Source organism: Halovivax cerinus, from assembly GCF_024498195.1.
Taxonomy (GTDB): Archaea; Halobacteriota; Halobacteria; order Halobacteriales; family Natrialbaceae; genus Halovivax; species Halovivax cerinus.
On sequence record NZ_CP101824.1, the window covers coordinates 3,654,033 to 3,669,044 of the forward strand.

The 15,012-nt window shown below is 66.6% G+C and carries 15 protein-coding genes and 1 tRNA gene; 12 read left to right on the forward strand and 4 right to left on the reverse strand.

Annotated features, from left to right (window positions below; genetic code table 11):
• Positions 1–2: 2 nt before the first annotated feature.
• The 3 genes from NO366_RS17385 to NO366_RS17395 all read left to right on the forward strand — a co-directional run bounded on the left by NO366_RS17385 (position 3) and on the right by NO366_RS17395 (position 1,857).
• Entirely contained in the window at positions 3–467 is a 465-nt protein-coding gene (locus NO366_RS17385; protein WP_256532051.1) for a nucleoside deaminase, read from the forward strand.
• Positions 468–548: 81 nt separating this feature from the next.
• Entirely contained in the window at positions 549–1,094 is a 546-nt protein-coding gene (locus tag NO366_RS17390) for a peptidylprolyl isomerase (protein WP_256532052.1), read from the forward strand.
• 678 nt (positions 1,095–1,772) lie between these two features.
• Positions 1,773–1,857, forward strand: a tRNA-Leu gene (locus NO366_RS17395).
• A 334-nt stretch (positions 1,858–2,191) separates the two neighbouring features.
• On the opposite strand, the gene NO366_RS17400 is transcribed toward NO366_RS17395, so the two are convergent.
• The gene (locus NO366_RS17400) at positions 2,192–2,839 is read right to left on the reverse strand and encodes a helix-turn-helix domain-containing protein (RefSeq protein WP_256532053.1); all 648 of its coding nucleotides are present in this window, start codon (positions 2,837–2,839) and stop codon (positions 2,192–2,194) included.
• A gap of 85 nt (positions 2,840–2,924) precedes the next feature.
• On the opposite strand from NO366_RS17400, the gene hutU reads away from it, so the two are divergent.
• From hutU to NO366_RS17425, 5 genes are read left to right on the forward strand one after another with little or no spacing between them, the layout of a single operon-like run.
• Positions 2,925–4,661 (forward strand): urocanate hydratase, encoded by a 1,737-nt coding sequence (gene hutU, locus NO366_RS17405; protein ID WP_256532054.1) that lies wholly within the window; start codon positions 2,925–2,927, stop codon positions 4,659–4,661.
• A complete protein-coding gene (gene hutG / locus NO366_RS17410; RefSeq protein ID WP_256532055.1) occupies positions 4,661–5,653 on the forward strand; it encodes a formimidoylglutamase in 993 nt (330 codons plus the stop codon). Before hutU ends, hutG begins: the two co-directional genes overlap by 1 nt.
• Positions 5,646–6,926, forward strand: coding sequence for an imidazolonepropionase (gene hutI, locus NO366_RS17415; protein ID WP_256532056.1), 1,281 nt, complete (start codon positions 5,646–5,648; stop codon positions 6,924–6,926). The genes hutG and hutI overlap by 8 nt, the downstream gene beginning before the upstream one ends.
• On the forward strand, positions 6,919–8,604 hold the full coding sequence (locus tag NO366_RS17420) for an HAL/PAL/TAL family ammonia-lyase (RefSeq protein WP_256532057.1): 1,686 nt from the start codon (positions 6,919–6,921) through the stop codon (positions 8,602–8,604). Before hutI ends, NO366_RS17420 begins: the two co-directional genes overlap by 8 nt.
• A gap of 59 nt (positions 8,605–8,663) precedes the next feature.
• Positions 8,664–9,188 (forward strand): DUF5813 family protein, encoded by a 525-nt coding sequence (locus tag NO366_RS17425; RefSeq protein WP_256532058.1) that lies wholly within the window; start codon positions 8,664–8,666, stop codon positions 9,186–9,188.
• A 78-nt stretch (positions 9,189–9,266) separates the two neighbouring features.
• Here the strand turns inward: NO366_RS17425 and NO366_RS17430 are convergent, their stop codons facing one another.
• Positions 9,267–9,497, reverse strand: a complete 231-nt coding sequence (locus NO366_RS17430) for an Lrp/AsnC family transcriptional regulator (protein WP_256532059.1) — start codon at positions 9,495–9,497, stop codon at positions 9,267–9,269.
• Entirely contained in the window at positions 9,497–10,192 is a 696-nt protein-coding gene (locus NO366_RS17435; RefSeq protein WP_256532060.1) for a potassium channel family protein, read from the reverse strand. Before NO366_RS17435 ends, NO366_RS17430 begins: the two co-directional genes overlap by 1 nt.
• A gap of 140 nt (positions 10,193–10,332) precedes the next feature.
• Between NO366_RS17435 and NO366_RS17440 the strand changes: the two genes are divergently transcribed.
• Positions 10,333–10,563, forward strand: coding sequence for an Lrp/AsnC ligand binding domain-containing protein (locus NO366_RS17440; protein WP_256532061.1), 231 nt, complete (start codon positions 10,333–10,335; stop codon positions 10,561–10,563).
• A gap of 218 nt (positions 10,564–10,781) precedes the next feature.
• Here the strand turns inward: NO366_RS17440 and tmk are convergent, their stop codons facing one another.
• A complete protein-coding gene (tmk, locus tag NO366_RS17445; protein WP_256532062.1) occupies positions 10,782–11,393 on the reverse strand; it encodes a dTMP kinase in 612 nt (203 codons plus the stop codon).
• Positions 11,394–11,516: 123 nt separating this feature from the next.
• Here tmk and NO366_RS17450 point away from each other — a divergent pair, with 123 nt between their 5' ends.
• The 3 genes from NO366_RS17450 to cofC all read left to right on the forward strand — a co-directional run bounded on the left by NO366_RS17450 (position 11,517) and on the right by cofC (position 14,782).
• Positions 11,517–12,401 (forward strand): complex I NDUFA9 subunit family protein, encoded by an 885-nt coding sequence (locus NO366_RS17450; protein ID WP_256532063.1) that lies wholly within the window; start codon positions 11,517–11,519, stop codon positions 12,399–12,401.
• 341 nt (positions 12,402–12,742) lie between these two features.
• Positions 12,743–13,927: a tubulin/FtsZ family protein gene (locus NO366_RS17455; RefSeq protein WP_256534043.1), complete on the forward strand. Its 1,185-nt coding sequence runs from the start codon at positions 12,743–12,745 to the stop codon at positions 13,925–13,927.
• Between the two features lie 171 nt (positions 13,928–14,098).
• A complete protein-coding gene (gene cofC / locus NO366_RS17460; protein ID WP_256532064.1) occupies positions 14,099–14,782 on the forward strand; it encodes a 2-phospho-L-lactate guanylyltransferase in 684 nt (227 codons plus the stop codon).
• The last annotated feature ends 230 nt before the right edge of the window (positions 14,783–15,012 follow it).

The following is a 15,012-nucleotide window of genomic DNA, read 5'->3' on the forward strand; positions in this document are numbered from 1 at the left end:
ACGTGAGTGGATCATCGTTCGAGTCGTTCGACCACGAATCGCACATGCGACGCACGTTCGATCTCGCCCGCGAGGCGGCGGCCCGGGGCGACGAGCCGTTCGGAAGCGTCCTCGTCCGCGACGACGAGGTCGTGCTGACCGATTCGAATCGTGTCGTTTCCGAGGACGACATCCGCCGCCACCCGGAACTGCACCTCGCCCACCTCGCAGCGCGCGAGATGACTCCCGAGGAACGCGCGGAGACGGTCATGTACACCAGCACGGAACCGTGTCCGATGTGTGCCGGCGGGATGGCCACTACAGGGTTCGCCCGCGTCGTCTACAGCGTCGGCGCCGACGACCTCGCCGGCCTCACCGGGGGGACGCCCTCCGTCCGTGCGGCGGACGTCCTGGGTGATCGAACCGACGTCGTCGGTCCCGTTCTGCTCGAGGAGGGGCTCGCCGTCCACGAGTCGTACGGCTGGTGACCACGTTCGACGCCGCGGGTGGGCGACTCGCGGATTCGTCGAATCACCACCGTTTTCACCGCCCGTCCCGTCGGCGCGGACATGGGAAACCCAACGGCAACCCTGCACACGAGTGAGGGCGACATCGAGATCGAGCTGTACGAAGAGCGGGCCCCACGAACCGTGGAGAACTTTCTGAACCTGGCCGAACACGATCCGGCGGCGGACGACGATCCCGCTCCGGATACCACGACCTGGGCCGATCCCGAATCCGGCGAAACCCGCGGCGACTCGCTGTACGCCGGTGTCCCCTTCCACCGTGTCATCGAGGGGTTCATGATCCAGGGTGGTGACCCGACTGGCACCGGCCGCGGCGGACCCGGCTACCAGTTCGACGACGAGTTCCACGACGACCTCCGCCACGACGGTCCCGGAAAACTCTCGATGGCCAACTCCGGGCCCAACACGAACGGTTCGCAGTTCTTCATCACGCTCGACGCCCAACCGCACCTGGACGACCGCCACGCCGTCTTCGGCGAGGTCACCGACGGCATGGACGTCGTTCGCGATATCGGTTCGGTCGACGTCGACGCCAACGACCAGCCGGTCGAGGACGTCGAGATCGAATCCGTCACCCTCGATCGGTAACTCGCCGTCCACTCCGACGATTCGTTCTCGACGGGCCACGCCCCAGCACGGACGCGAGCACCGCCGAAACTCCATCGTACCGATAGTACTCGCGAGGCGCCATCGGCCGTACTCACACCCATGGTCGGCCGGGACGGATTCCGCACACGTCTGAAGGCGTGGACTTCCTCCATGCAGTTCTGTGGAACCGGAACGCCACTTACCTGTAAGAGTTCTAATGGGAATGGAAATATTAATAACCTCGTAGTCCATAGACGGAGGTACCTGACGAGAGTCAGGGATGGGGGGTCGGTGAAGCTGATGGGGGTCCGCTTCACCGACGTTTTCTCTTTCACCGTTCGACAACGAGTCACATCGCTGGCACCGGTAACTGCGCTCCGCTCGCTCCGCTGGCAAATTCTCCACCAAAAGACCGCCCGCAGCAACGCACCCGCTCTGCCGAACACCGAAACGCACATCCACTCCCCCCAGCAATCATCAGTTGCATTCGTGCGAGGGTAGCCAAGCCAGGCCAACGGCGGTGGGCTTACCACGCCGGGACCTTTTGCTGCGCTTCACTCGCATCCGCTCGCTCCGCTCGCAAAATCTCCACCAAAAGACCGCCCGCAGCAACGCACCCGCTCTGTCGAACACCGAAACGCACATCCACTCCCCCCAGCAATCATCAGTTGCATTCGTGCGAGGGTAGCCAAGCCAGGCCAACGGCGGTGGGCTTAAGACCCGCTCCCGTAGGGGTCCTTGGGTTCGAATCCCAACCCTCGCATACCGCCTCGAACGTTAGTGAGAGGCGTGTCTGCGTGACGCGGGATTCGAATCATGCCAGTCGCAGCGCGAACGAAGTGAGCGAACGTCTGGAGGTGGTTCGAATCCCAACCCTCGCATGCGAGAGACGAACGGTAGTGAGTCTCTCGGTTTTGCGAACGGCGAGCGAGGCGAGCCGTGAGCGTCTCGAACGTTAGTGAGAGGCGTGTATGCGTGACGCGTGATTCGAGAGAGAGAGAGAGAGAGAGAAGTCGAAACCCTCCAGAGAACAGCAGGGACGTCCGTAGCGGTGCGTAGATACCCCGTGCGTCACGCGGTCCAGAACGACACTGTGACTACCAGGGTGTATCGTCGACGTACGCGTCGATCACCTTCGTTTCGGCGCGTCGGAGGTGTTCCGCGGCTGTGCGACGAGTGACGCCAAGTTCGTCCCCAACGACCTGGACAGTAACTTCCCGTGGACGCTCGTAGTAGCCGCGGTCGTGGGCGATCGTGATCGCCTCCCGCTGTCGCGGTGACAACGACGGCCTCGCTTCGAACGGCGACTGTCCCCGGTCTCCACCTGTATCCGGCTCGTCGAACGAGTGCTTCGATTCGACGGTAACCGAACTCTCGTCGACCAGATCGCGGTAGAGTGCCGTGAGGTCGTCCGGGTCGAGTGCGAGCACTTGGACGAGCTTGGTGCCGCGTTCGTATCGTAGCGGAGGAACGAGGAGACAGCCGTGACGTCGGAGGGAGCGATCCACGGTGCCGCCCTCCTCGCCGAGGCAGTCCGCGGTGACGGCCAGGGTTCGATCGCCACGGTCGATTCGGTCGCTGACGCCGACCCGCTCGTCCACCGCAGCGAGAACGGCCGCCGGGTCGCCCCGAATCGACACGAGGTCCGCGTGATCGTTACACCAGAGTGAGACGGTGGTGTCGGTCCCGGCGGTCGGTTCCCCGTACGGACCAGCAGGTTCGAGACGAAACGTGGCTTCGTGCATGTGGACGGCTCGTCCCGGGGGTACTTGAACCCACCTCCGTGTGGCGGGGTGAGACGTTTCGTGGTACGCGGAAACAGTGTCGCCTATGCAGCACTCTAGCGAGTCGTTCGATCGCGGCGAACCGAGTGACACCTGGCGGGCGTACCAGGGTGCGTCGACTGGCACCAAGATCGAGTGTGAGGGATGGCGTCAGGAGGCCGCCCTCCGAATGCTCAACAACAACCTCGACCCCGAGGTGGCCGAGAAACCCGAGGAACTCGTCGTCTACGGCGGGACCGGGAGCGCGGCCCGAAGCTGGGACGCGTACGACGCCATCGTCGAGGAGTTGCGGGAGCTACCGGACGACGAGACGTTGCTCGTTCAGAGCGGCAAGCCCGTCGGACGATTTCGGACCCACGAACGCGCGCCGCGGGTGCTGATCGCCAACTCGAACCTCGTGGGCAAGTGGGACGACTGGGAGCACTTCCACGAACTCGAGGCCGAGGGCAAGATCATGTACGGCCAGATGACCGCGGGCTCGTGGGCGTACATCGGCACCCAGGGGATCATCCAGGGAACGTACGAGACGCTCGCCGCGCTCGCACGCGCAGAGTACGACGAGACCGATCTCGAGGGCCGCATCGTCGTCACCGGTGGGCTCGGCGGGATGGGCGGCGCCCAGCCGCTGGCCGTCACGATGAACGGCGGCGTCTGCATCGCGGCGGAGGTCGACGAAGAGCGCATCGACCGCCGGATCGAGACGGGCTACTGTCAGGAGAAGACCGACGACCTCGACGAAGCGATCGAGCGCGCCGAGGAAGCCGCTGCAGCGGGCGAATCCTACAGCGTCGGCGTGCACGTGAACGCCGCGGACATGCTCGAAGCGATGCTCGAACGTGAGTTCGTGCCCGACATCGTCACGGATCAGACGAGCGCGCACGACGCCCTCGAGGGCTACTACCCGTCGGGGTACACCGTCGCCGAGGCCGATGCGCTCCGCGACGAGGACCCAGATCGCTACGTCGCGGAGAGCCTCGACACGATGGAACGCCACGTCCAGGCCATCCTCGACCTGCAGGATCGCGGCGCGGTCGCGTTCGAGTACGGGAACAACATCCGCGGCCAGGTCGAGGACGAGCGCGGGCTGGAAACGGCGTTCGACTTCCCCGGCTTCGTCCCGGCGTACATCCGCCCGCAGTTCTGCGAGGGTCGTGGCCCCTTCCGCTGGGCCGCACTCTCCGGCGATCCCGAGGACATCTACCGCACGGACGAGGCCGTCCTCGACCTGTTCCCTGAGAAGGACTCCCTGCGACGCTGGATCGACCTCGCCCAGGACCAGGTGCAGTTCCAGGGCCTGCCCTCGCGAGTATGCTGGCTGGGGTACTCCACCGACGACGATGGCCTGACCGAACGCGCCCGCTTCGCCCTGCGGATCAACGACCTCGTCCGCGAGGGCGAGATCACGGCCCCGATCGTCGTCACCCGTGACCACCTGGACGCCGGTTCGGTCGCGAGCCCCAACCGGGAGACCGAGGCCATGCGCGACGGCACCGACGCCGTGGCCGACTGGCCGATCTTGAACGCCCTGCTCAACTGCGCGGCGGGCGCGGACATCGTCTCGGTCCACGACGGCGGCGGCGTCGGCATCGGCAACGCCCTGCACACGAACAACCACGTCGTCCTCGACGGGACCGAGCAGGCCGCCGAGACCGCAAAGCGCGTGTTCACGACGGACCCTGGGATGGGCGTGATTCGCCACGCCGACGCGGGCTACGAGGAGGCCCTCGACACCGCTCGCGAGTCGAACGTCGCGATCCCCATGCGCGATCGAGGTGGAGACTGATGGCCGAAGCCACGATTTCGGCGCCACCGAGCTGGGAGTCGCCGGCGAGCGATCCGAACGACGAGACGTTCGGCGACGTGATCGAGTCCGCGACCCTGGATGCGAAGGGCACGCCGGCGGACGCGGCGGCCGCAGGCGAGTTCGACGCCGTCCTCCTCGGCGAACCCTACGACGGCGCCGTCATCGGCCGGCGCGGCGCTCGTGAGGGACCCGGTGCGATCCGCGAGGCGCTGGCCGGCGTCAAGACGCATCACGTCGACGCGGGTCCCGTCGGGCGCGTGGGGGACCTGGGCGACGTGGCGTGGCCGACGGACGCCGTGGATCTCGACGAACAGGCCGACGTCGGCGACGTCCAGGCGCTCGCCGAGTCGGTGACCGCCGACCTCCACGCGACTGACGCCCTGCCGGTCTTCCTCGGTGGCGACAACTCCCTCACCGTCCCGAACGTCGCGCCCCTCCTCGAGTCGGGGTCGGTCGGCGTGCTCAACTTCGACGCTCACCTCGACGTGCGCGAGCCCGCGGACGGGCCGTCTTCCGGGACGCCCTACCGGCAGTTGCACGACCGCGGCCTCGACGCCTACGCCGTCGTCGGTGCGCGCCACTTCGAGACGTCGACGACGTACGTCGAGTGGCTCCAGGGTGAAGGCGGCGCGGTGGTGACCGCAGAGGCGATCGGTTCGGATCGCGACGCGGCGCTCGACCGGGCGTTGCGGACGGTCTCCGGCGTCGACCACCTCTACGTCAGCGTCGACCTGGACGTCCTCGACGCGCCGGCGGCGCCGGGGGTCAGCGCGCCGACACCCGGTGGCCTCACCGCACGAGAACTCTTCGCGTGCGTGCGAGAAGCCTGTGCCGACGACCGTCTTGCCGGGTTCGAGGTCGTCGAGTGCGCGCCCGGCCTGGACGATGGTACTCGGACGGCGCGGGTGGCCGCTCGGACGGTCGCGCACGCCCTCGCCGGCTCCGGTTCCGGGGGTGAGGCCCGTGTCTGACCTCGACGCGGTCGTCCACGACGCCGCGGAGGTCGTCGTCGGTCCGGACTCGGACGCTACCGGCACGGACGTGACCATCGAACGCCACGAGGACGCAGCCGTCGCGATCGTCGACGGGTCGGTGGCCGCCGTCGGGCCCACGGACGAGGTGACGCGCGAGTATCCGCCGGCGACCGCCGAAACGACTATCGACGCCTCCGGGCAGAGCGTGATTCCCGGCTTTGTCGACTCCCACACCCACAGCGTCTTCGCGGGCGATCGCTCGGACGAGTTCGCCGCCCGACTTCGGGGGGCGGACTACCAGGTGATCCTCGCCGAGGGTGGCGGGATCCTCCGGACCGTTCGCGCCGTTCGCGAGGCGAGCGACGACGAACTCGTCGCGAACCTGACGGCCCAGCTCGATGCGGCTCTCGAACACGGGACGACGACGGTCGAGGTCAAATCAGGCTACGGCCTCGACCGCGAGACGGAGCTTCGCCTGCTCGCGGCCATCCACCGGGCGGGCGAGTCGCATCCGGTCGACGTGGTTCCGACGTTCATGGGGGCTCACGCGGTTCCCGAAGACGAGGACGCCGAATCGTACACTGACCGGGTGATCGACGAGCAACTCCCGGCCGTCGCCGATCAGGGCATCGCGACCTTCTGCGACGTCTTCTGCGAGGAGGACGTCTTTACACCCGAGCAGAGCCGCCGGATCCTGGAAGCGGGGATGGATCATGGACTCGCGCCGAAGATTCATGCGGAGGAGTTCGCCCAAACCGGCGGGGCGCAGGTCGCGGCCGACGTCGGGGCCGTCAGCGCCGATCACCTCCTGCGTGCGACGGACGAGGACGCCGCAGCGCTCGCCGAGGCCGACGTGGTGGCGACCCTGCTTCCCGCGGCCGCGTTCTCACTCGACACGGAGTACGCCGATCCGACGCAGTTCACCGAGGCGGGTTCGACCGTCGCGCTGGCCTCCGACTTCAATCCTAACTGCCACGCACAGTCGATGGGGTTTACCGTCGCGCTGGCCTGTGCGAAGATGAAGATGACCCCCGAAGCCGCGCTTACGGCGGCCACCCGCGGTGGTGCGCGAGCCCTCGACGCCGGCGATGTCGGGGCGGGCGGCGGTTCCGGAGCGGCCGTCCGGTCCGAAGACGCCGGAACGATCCGGCCCGGCGCTCCCGGCGATCTACTCGTCCTCGACGCGCCGAGCTACGTCCACGTTCCCTACAGCTTCGGCGTGAATCGCGTCGCCACCGTCCTCAAGGGAGGCGAGCGCGTCCATGGGTGAGCCAGACGGCAACGCCCCGCGGGAAGCGGCGGCGGGCGACGAGTTCGAACCGGTACGCGTCGACGGTGAGACACTCACGCCAGCCGACGTCGAACGCGTCGCACGACGCGGTGCGCCGGTCGAACTGACGGACGAGGCGATGGCGAACGTCGAGACCGCGCGGGAGCGAATCGAGGACGTCGTGGCCTCGGGCGAGCCAGTCTACGGCGTCAACACCGGGTTCGGCGAACTCGTCGACGAGCGGATCGAACCCGACGAACTCGAACGACTGCAGCACAACTTGCTGCGGAGTCACGCCTCTGGCGCCGGCGCCGAACTCGGTCGCGAGGCCGTGCGAGCGATGCTGGTCACCCGGTTGAACGCGCTCGCGAAGGGCCACTCCGGCGTCCGCCCAATCGTCGTCGACCACCTCGCGACGATGCTGAACGAGGGGATTCACCCGGTCGTCCGGTCCCGGGGAAGCCTCGGCGCCAGCGGCGATCTCGCGCCGCTTTCGCACATGGCGCTCGTGCTCATCGGCGAGGGCGAGGCGATCGTCGACCGGGGCGATGGGGCGACCGATGGCCGCGATTCGGGTGCGGCCACGGACCGAGCCGACGTACCGGCGACAGACAGTCGACGGCTCCCGGGTGAGGAGGCGCTCGCGACCGCGGGGCTCGACCCGTTATCGCTCGCCCCGAAGGAGGGGCTGGCGCTGATCAACGGCACGCAACTCACCGTCGGCCTGGCGGCGCTGCTCGTCGTCGACGCCGAACGCGTCGTCGAGGCGGCCGACGCGGCTGGCGCGCTCACGACCGAGGTGACGATGGGATCGACGGTTCCCTCCCACCCTGTACTGTCCGAGGTTCGCCCACACTCGGGCCACTGTGAGAGCGCCGAGCGAATCCGTTCGTTGACGACCGACTCGGAGATCGTCGAGTCCCACCGGAACTGCGATCGGGTACAGGACGCCTACTCACTGCGGTGTCTCCCGCAAGTCCACGGCGCGGTCCGCGAGGCCGTGGCCCACCTCCGCGAGGCCGTCGCGATCGAACTCAACAGCGCGACGGACAACCCGCTCGTCTTCGACGCGGACGACGCCGACCCGCGGGCGAGCGGGACGGATCGAGCGGCGGTCCTCTCCGGCGGTAACTTCCACGGCGAACCGCTCGCTCTCCGACTCGACTACGTCACGGCGGCGTTGACCGAACTCGCCGCCATCAGCGAGCGACGGGTCGATCGCCTCCTGAACCCGAACCTCCAGGAAGACCACCTCCCACCGTTCCTGGCGACCGAGAGCGGCGTCGAGTCGGGCTACATGATCGCCCAGTACACCGCCGCGTCGCTGGTCAACGAGAACCGATCACTGGGTCGCGCCGCGACGGATAACACACCCGTCTCCGGCGGGCAGGAGGACCACGTCAGCATGAGCGCACAGGCTGCCGATCACGCTCGGACCGCACTCGCGAACGCGCGACACGTCGTCGCGACGGAGCTCTGCGCGGCCGCCGAGGCCGCCGAGTACGTCGACGACGACCTGACCCACGGCGTCGGCACCGGCGTCGTCTACGACCTGGTGCGTGAGCGCGTCCCGCCGCTCGACGGCGACCGTCCACTCACCGACGACGTCGAGGCGGTGGCAGCGCTGGTGGCCGAGGGAACGTTCAGGCGTGAACTCGAATCGGTCGTGGAGTCGTAGTCGAGCGACTTCGGACCGACTGCGCAACGCACTTTTCCCGTCGTCCCGTCTCCCCACCAATGACAGACGAGACGCTTCCGAAACCGGTCGACGTCGCGCTCGCGGCCCACGACGCGTTCGAACCGACCGACGACGGCTACGTCCTGACGACGACGGTCTTCGACGCGCGAGTGACCGCGTCCGCGGCCGAGGGCGAACGTGACGGTGAGTTTCGCGTCGTCGCCACGGTCCCGACGCTCTCGGCGGCGACCGTCGACGAGGTCGCCCGCGTGGTCGAAGACGACTGGTTCGAGACGTTCGATCGCCGCCTCGCGGACGTCTTCGACATTGCGACCACCAGCACGCACGACGAGCCGATTGTCGAGCGTGACGTTCCGGCCGGCGAGGTGACCGTGACGCTCACGTACGTCGCGTGGGACGCCGCCGAGGGCGTCGCGGACGCGAAAGCGATGGTCGAGTTCGTCGAGGGGACCTACGCCCAGGGACTCATCCCCGGCTACGAGTATCGCGGCGAGGCGGCGACGCTCCGGGTGAACGCACAGCAACGCGGACAGAAGGCGGTCGACGACGGCGGGTCGCCGTAATACGGACGCGTCGGTAGATCGGGTCGAGCGTGACCGGCGAGTCCCTCACCGTCTGTGCGAGTTACGCGGCGGGTAGAATCAGTCCATCGCGATGTAGGTCTGCGTGCCTTCGACGCCGTCGATCCCCTGTATCTCTGACGCCGCGACGTCTTTGATGGCGGCCGGAGAGTCGACGGTCGCCTTCGCGATGAGGTCGACGTCGCCGGCGACGATGTGGACGTCTGTGACACCGGCGATCGCGTCGATTTCTCGGCGGAGACGATCGGCCTCGCCGGTGTTTGCCTTGATCATCACGTACGCGGTCACCATCACCGGGCACCTCCGGGTTCGACCGTTTGCTCGCCGTCCGCCTCGCCGACGACGATCTGGCGAACGTCGCTCAGCACGTCGAAGTCGGCGAGGACGACGAGGCGGTCGCCCGCCGCCAGCGAGCCGTCGACGTCCGGGACGTGAAACGGTTCGTCTCCCGTCGCGTGAGCGAGTACTCGCGCGTCAGCGGGCAGTTCGAGTTCGCTGACGAGGTAGCCCGCCACCGGCGACTCGGACGTGACCGTGAGTTCGACGATCTGGAGGTTCTGGGCGATATCGGCGATGGCGCGGATCGTCCCACCGAGGAGGGCGTTCTTCGCGCCGATCGCGCCGAGGCGTTCCGGGTAGACCACCTCGTCTACCTCGTCCGCGTACCGCCGGTAGATCTCCTCGCGATAGTCGTCGTCGATCCGCATCACGGTTCGACAGCCGGCGTGGGACGCGATCAGGCAGGCGGCGAAGTTTGCGTTTAAATCCCGGGTGAGTGCCCCGACGGCGTCGGCGTCCTCGATACCGGCCTCTTTCAGGATCTCCTCTCGAGCGCCGTCACCGATGACGACGTCGAGTCCGGCGTCTTTCGCGCGCCTGACTGCCGACTCGTCTCGTTCGATGACCGTGACGTCGTGGCCCTCGTCGCGAAGGACTCTGGCCGTTCGCGCGCCGACCCGCCCGGCACCAACGATAACAAACCGCATGGATACGGGGTACGCGAGCCCCCGTGAATAATGTTACCCCGATCACCAGCGACCAGGCCCGACCACCGATAGTAACACTGACGTTTCAGCGACTGAGCCGAGGTAAACGCTTTAGTCGTGCCATGAAGTACCACACCCCGATGGTCCACGCATACGTCCTGGTGAAGACGTCGGCGGGTAAGTCGTCGGGGGTGCTCGAGTCGATTGGCGCGGTCGAACCGGTGACGACTGCCCACGTCGTTGCCGGTAACTACGACGTCATCGCCGAGGTCGACGCGCCGGAGGTGTACGACGTGCTCCGGGCCGTCTCGTCCGACCTGCAATCCCTCGACGGCGTGCTCGATACGAAGACGTACCTCGCCATGGACTGAGGACCGTCCGACACCGATATCGATCGGACACGGCGGTGCGAGCGAGACGAGCCGCGTTCGCCAGAGTGGACGCTTCCGACCGGGACGACATCGGACGAGAGACGTCGCCAGCCGCAACCGACGGCGAGGTCGACCCTCATACGATCGCGTCAGTGGGACGAGCCACGACACTGGCCACCACGACGAAGGGGCGATCGGTATCGGGTTCTGTCGAGTCCTCAGTTCCCACCGGACTCGTCAGCGGCATCGGTCTCGATCCGATCTTTCAGCGCGTCGATCGCGCTCTCGATGACGTCCTCGGGCGGACGGGTCGCGTCGAGCCTGACGAACCGGTACGGCGCCATGTCGAGGAGGCGTTCGTAGTTCGACCGGACGTCTCCGAGCAGTCTGGCGCGCTCGAACTTGTTGGTCGCGCCGGCTCGACTGGCGCCGGTCTCCGGGTCGAGGTCGAAGTACAGGGTGAGATCTGGCTCGACGGTGAATGGCGCGTGGACGCCGCGAACGTACTCCATCGGCCGCTCGATCACGCCTTCGAGGGTCGCTCCCTGGTAGGCGTATCTCGAATCCGCGTAGCGATCCGAGATGACGAGGTCGCCGCGTTCGAGTGCGGGCTCGACGACGCGGGAGAGGTGATCGGCGTGGTCGGCAGTGTACAGAAAGAGTTCGGCGAGCGGATCCGCATCGTCGTCCCCGATCGAGCGGTAGACGGCGTCGCCGTACCAGGAGTCGGTCGGCTCGCGGGTGAACGTCGCGTCGGGGAACTCCGCCTGTAGCGCCTCCCAGACGGTGGTCTTCCCGCTTCCGTCGATACCCTCGAGCGTGACCAGCATACTGGCGAGTCGCGGCGGCGGCTACATGATTCTGTCGAGAGAGTCCGGAACTCGCACACGAAACGGACCGCGGCCCAGACGTCACGTGGCCAGGTATTTTACGGTGGCCGACAACCGCTCCGTATGAACATCCTCGTCGCGGGCGGTACGGGGTTCATCGGAAGCGCACTCTGTAAAGAACTGGCCGACCGCGGTCACGACGTGACGGCGATGGCACGCCACCCCGACGACGAGACCCTCCCCACCGGCGTCGAGGCGGTCGCGGGCGACGCGACGGATCCGGAATCGGCGCGCACCGCCGTCGACGATCACGACGTGGTCGTCAATCTCGTCGCGCTTTCACCACTCTTTCAGACGTCGAAGGGCGTATCGCAGGCATCGGTCCACGTCGGCGCGACGACCGCCCTCGTCGAGGCGGCCGAAAACGAGGCCGTCGATCGATTCGTCCAGTTGAGTGCGATCGAAGCCGATACCGACGCGCCGACGTCGCACCTGCGGGCGAAAGGCCGGGGCGAAGCGATCGTGCGGGAATCGGCGGTCGAATCGATCGTCGTTCGCCCCTCCGTCGTTTTCGGCGCGGGAGACGAGTTCACGTCGTTCATCGGGGCGACGACCGTCCCCTATCTGACGCCGCTGCCGGCCGGCGGACGGACGCGTTTCCAGCCACTCTGGATCGGGGACCTGGCACCGCTGCTCGCCGAGTGCGTTCTCGAGGCCCGAGGCGACGAAACCTACGAACTGGCCGGTCCGGAGGTACTCACCCTGGCCGACGTGACGCGCCAGTACTACGCGGCACGAAACAGGTGGGTCAGAATCGTCCCCGTGCCGATGGTGCTCTCGAAACTCGGGCTCTCTCTCGCGGGGCCGATTCCGTTCGTCCCGTTCGGTATCGAACAGGCCCGCGGCCTCACTGTCGACAACACCACGTCCCGCAACGCCGTCGACGAGTTCGGCGTGGAACCCGCCTCCCTTCGGACATTCCGGGAGTACCTCGACGCCGAATCGTAATTCGCGTATAACGAGCCTCGTGTCGGTCCAGCGAGATGGTAATTCGCGTACAACGGGCCTCGTGTCAATGCAGCGAGAACGAGGTGGTAGTGGTTTTTCTCTGTCATCTGCGACCGCTTGACTGCCCGACCCCGTTTTCAAGTCTGCACAGATCGCCCGGTACCTATTATAACGGGTATCGTACCACCCGATACATTCTCAATTATAGACGTAATTTTAATCTTTTACCCCCCTCACGTGCTGCGATTTTCCGGTACACGCCAGCGAACGTGAAAGTCATCCAGACACAAGGTTTATATCCTTCATCCTACTGTTCAATGGCAACGGAGCCCCCAGAATCAATGAAACTGGCGATGATCGGGTTCGGACAGGCCGGAGGGAAGGTCGTCGATCGATTCCTCGATTACGACGATCGGACGAACAGCGGCATCGTTCGTTCCGCGATCGCCGTGAACACGGCGAAAGCGGACCTCATGGGCCTGAACCGAATCCCACAGGAAAACCGCGTCCTGATCGGCCAGGCGCGGGTGAAAGGTCACGGCGTAGGTGCAGACAACGAACTCGGCGCGGAAGTCGCCGAAGAGGACATCGACGAGGTCCAGAACGCGATCGATTCGATCCCGACTCACGAGGTCGACGCATTCCTCGTGGTCGCCGGAATGGGCGGCGGAACCGGTTCGGGTGGTGCACCGGTGCTCGCGAAGCACTTGAAACGCATCTACACGATCCCCGTCTACGGACTCGGCATCCTGCCCGGGACCGACGAAGGCGGAATCTACACGCTCAACGCAGCCCGGTCGTTCCAAACGTTCGTCCGGGAGGTCGACAACCTGCTCGTCTTCGACAACGACTCCTGGCGATCCGCCGGCGAGTCGGTCGAAGGCGGGTATTCACAGATCAACGAGGAGATCGTCCGCCGATTCGGGGTGCTCTTCGGTGCCGGCGAGGTGCAACCGGGCAACGAGGTCGCAGAGAGCGTCGTCGACTCCTCCGAGATCATCAACACGCTCTCGGGCGGCGGCGTCTCGACCGTCGGGTTCGCCTCGGAGGAGGTCGACCTGAGTGCGACGTCCGGCGGGCTCCTCTCGAAGTTCACGGGTGGTGGCGGCAGTGTCGACGACGGCCTCGACGCCGCGAACACGACCAACCGCATAACCAGCCTCGTGCGCAAGGCGGCACTCGGTCGACTCACGCTCCCGTGTGAGATCGACGGGGCCGAGCGCGCACTGTTGGTCCTCTCCGGACCGTCCGAGCACCTGAATCGAAAGGGCATCGAGCGCGGTCGGAAGTGGCTCGAAGAAGAGACCGGCAGCATGGAAGTCCGCGGCGGCGACTACCCACGAGACATTCCAGAGGTGTCCGCGTCGATCCTCCTCTCCGGCGTCACGAACGTCCCGCGAATCAAGCGCCTCCAGCAGGTCGCAATCGAGGCCCAGGACAACATGGAGGACATCCAGCAAGAGAGTGAGGACAACTTAGAAGAACTCGTCGAAGACGACGCCGACGACCTCGAACCGCTGTTCTGATCCGCTCGTCTCGAATTGGTGGCCGGTTCTACACTCGGAGTAGCCGAGAGGCTCGTTTTTGCGTCAAGGGGTCGGTGAACCGAACGAACTGCAGTGCGTCTCGATCACCCGACGGGACCCGCGAGCGTGTGCCGACGTCCTTTTGACGGACGGTCGCCGACGACGTCGTGAATGGAGATACTCGTCCCGTTCGCGACCGACGCACCCAAGACGCGGCTGTCGCCGATCCTCTCTGCGGCCGAGCGACAGGTCTTCGCCCGGGCGATGCTGCGGGACGTCGTCGACGCTATACGCGCGGCAGGACACGAACCGCGAGTGCTCGCGACGGGATCACTCTCGATCGACGCGTCGGTGACCGTGGACGAGCGGCCACTCGACGCGGCCGTCAACGACGCACTGGAGGGACACTTCACCGAGGGCGAGACAGCTCCCGTCGACGAGGCCGTCGCGATCGTCATGGCCGATCTGGCGCTGGCGACGCCGCCAGCACTGGAGCGACTGTTCACCGCGGACGGCGACGTCGTCTTCGCACCGGGTCGGGGCGGCGGAACGAACGCGTTCGTCAGTCGCCATCCCGACTTCCGGGTCGATTACCACGGGACGTCGTACCTCGACCACCGCGATATCGCCGCGTCGATCGGCGCGAACGTCGACGTCGTCGACTCGTTCCGTCTCGCGACCGACGTGGACGAGCCGACAGACCTCGTCGAAGTGCTCTGTCACGGCGCTGGTCGATCACGGAGCGTCCTCGAAGAGGCCGGGTTCGAACTCGAGACCGCCGACGGTCGAGTGACGGTGACTCGACCGGATCGGGTGAGCGAGGCCGGTCCGGATGAGCGGGACCAGTCCGGGTGAGCGAGGCCGGTCCGGATGAGCGGGACCAGTCCGGATTCGAGTCGTGCGATCGGGGCCGCACGACGGCGACTACAACACGAACGTGTCGGTCGGCAGCCAGTGTCAGACCCCGCGGTCGTCGTCCAACACAGAGAGGACCGCATCTAGAGCGTCGGTCGGCGGGCGATAGTCGGGCGATCGCGAGACACACGCCACGATCGGCCGGAACGATACCACTTATCCCTCCGGCC

Bases quoted from the DNA above. Each gene is read 5' to 3' on its own strand.
- NO366_RS17390 (WP_256532052.1), top strand. From the start codon at position 549: ATGGGAAACCCAACGGCAACCCTGCACACGAGTGAGGGCGACATCGAG.
- NO366_RS17400 (WP_256532053.1), bottom strand. From the start codon at position 2,839: ATGCACGAAGCCACGTTTCGTCTCGAACCTGCTGGTCCGTACGGGGAA.
- hutU (WP_256532054.1), top strand. From the start codon at position 2,925: ATGCAGCACTCTAGCGAGTCGTTCGATCGCGGCGAACCGAGTGACACC.
- hutG (WP_256532055.1), top strand. From the start codon at position 4,661: ATGGCCGAAGCCACGATTTCGGCGCCACCGAGCTGGGAGTCGCCGGCG.
- NO366_RS17420 (WP_256532057.1), top strand. From the start codon at position 6,919: ATGGGTGAGCCAGACGGCAACGCCCCGCGGGAAGCGGCGGCGGGCGAC.
- NO366_RS17425 (WP_256532058.1), top strand. From the start codon at position 8,664: ATGACAGACGAGACGCTTCCGAAACCGGTCGACGTCGCGCTCGCGGCC.
- NO366_RS17430 (WP_256532059.1), bottom strand. From the start codon at position 9,497: ATGGTGACCGCGTACGTGATGATCAAGGCAAACACCGGCGAGGCCGAT.
- NO366_RS17435 (WP_256532060.1), bottom strand. From the start codon at position 10,192: ATGCGGTTTGTTATCGTTGGTGCCGGGCGGGTCGGCGCGCGAACGGCC.
- NO366_RS17440 (WP_256532061.1), top strand. From the start codon at position 10,333: ATGGTCCACGCATACGTCCTGGTGAAGACGTCGGCGGGTAAGTCGTCG.
- tmk (WP_256532062.1), bottom strand. From the start codon at position 11,393: ATGCTGGTCACGCTCGAGGGTATCGACGGAAGCGGGAAGACCACCGTC.
- NO366_RS17450 (WP_256532063.1), top strand. From the start codon at position 11,517: ATGAACATCCTCGTCGCGGGCGGTACGGGGTTCATCGGAAGCGCACTC.
- NO366_RS17455 (WP_256534043.1), top strand. From the start codon at position 12,743: ATGAAACTGGCGATGATCGGGTTCGGACAGGCCGGAGGGAAGGTCGTC.
- cofC (WP_256532064.1), top strand. From the start codon at position 14,099: ATGGAGATACTCGTCCCGTTCGCGACCGACGCACCCAAGACGCGGCTG.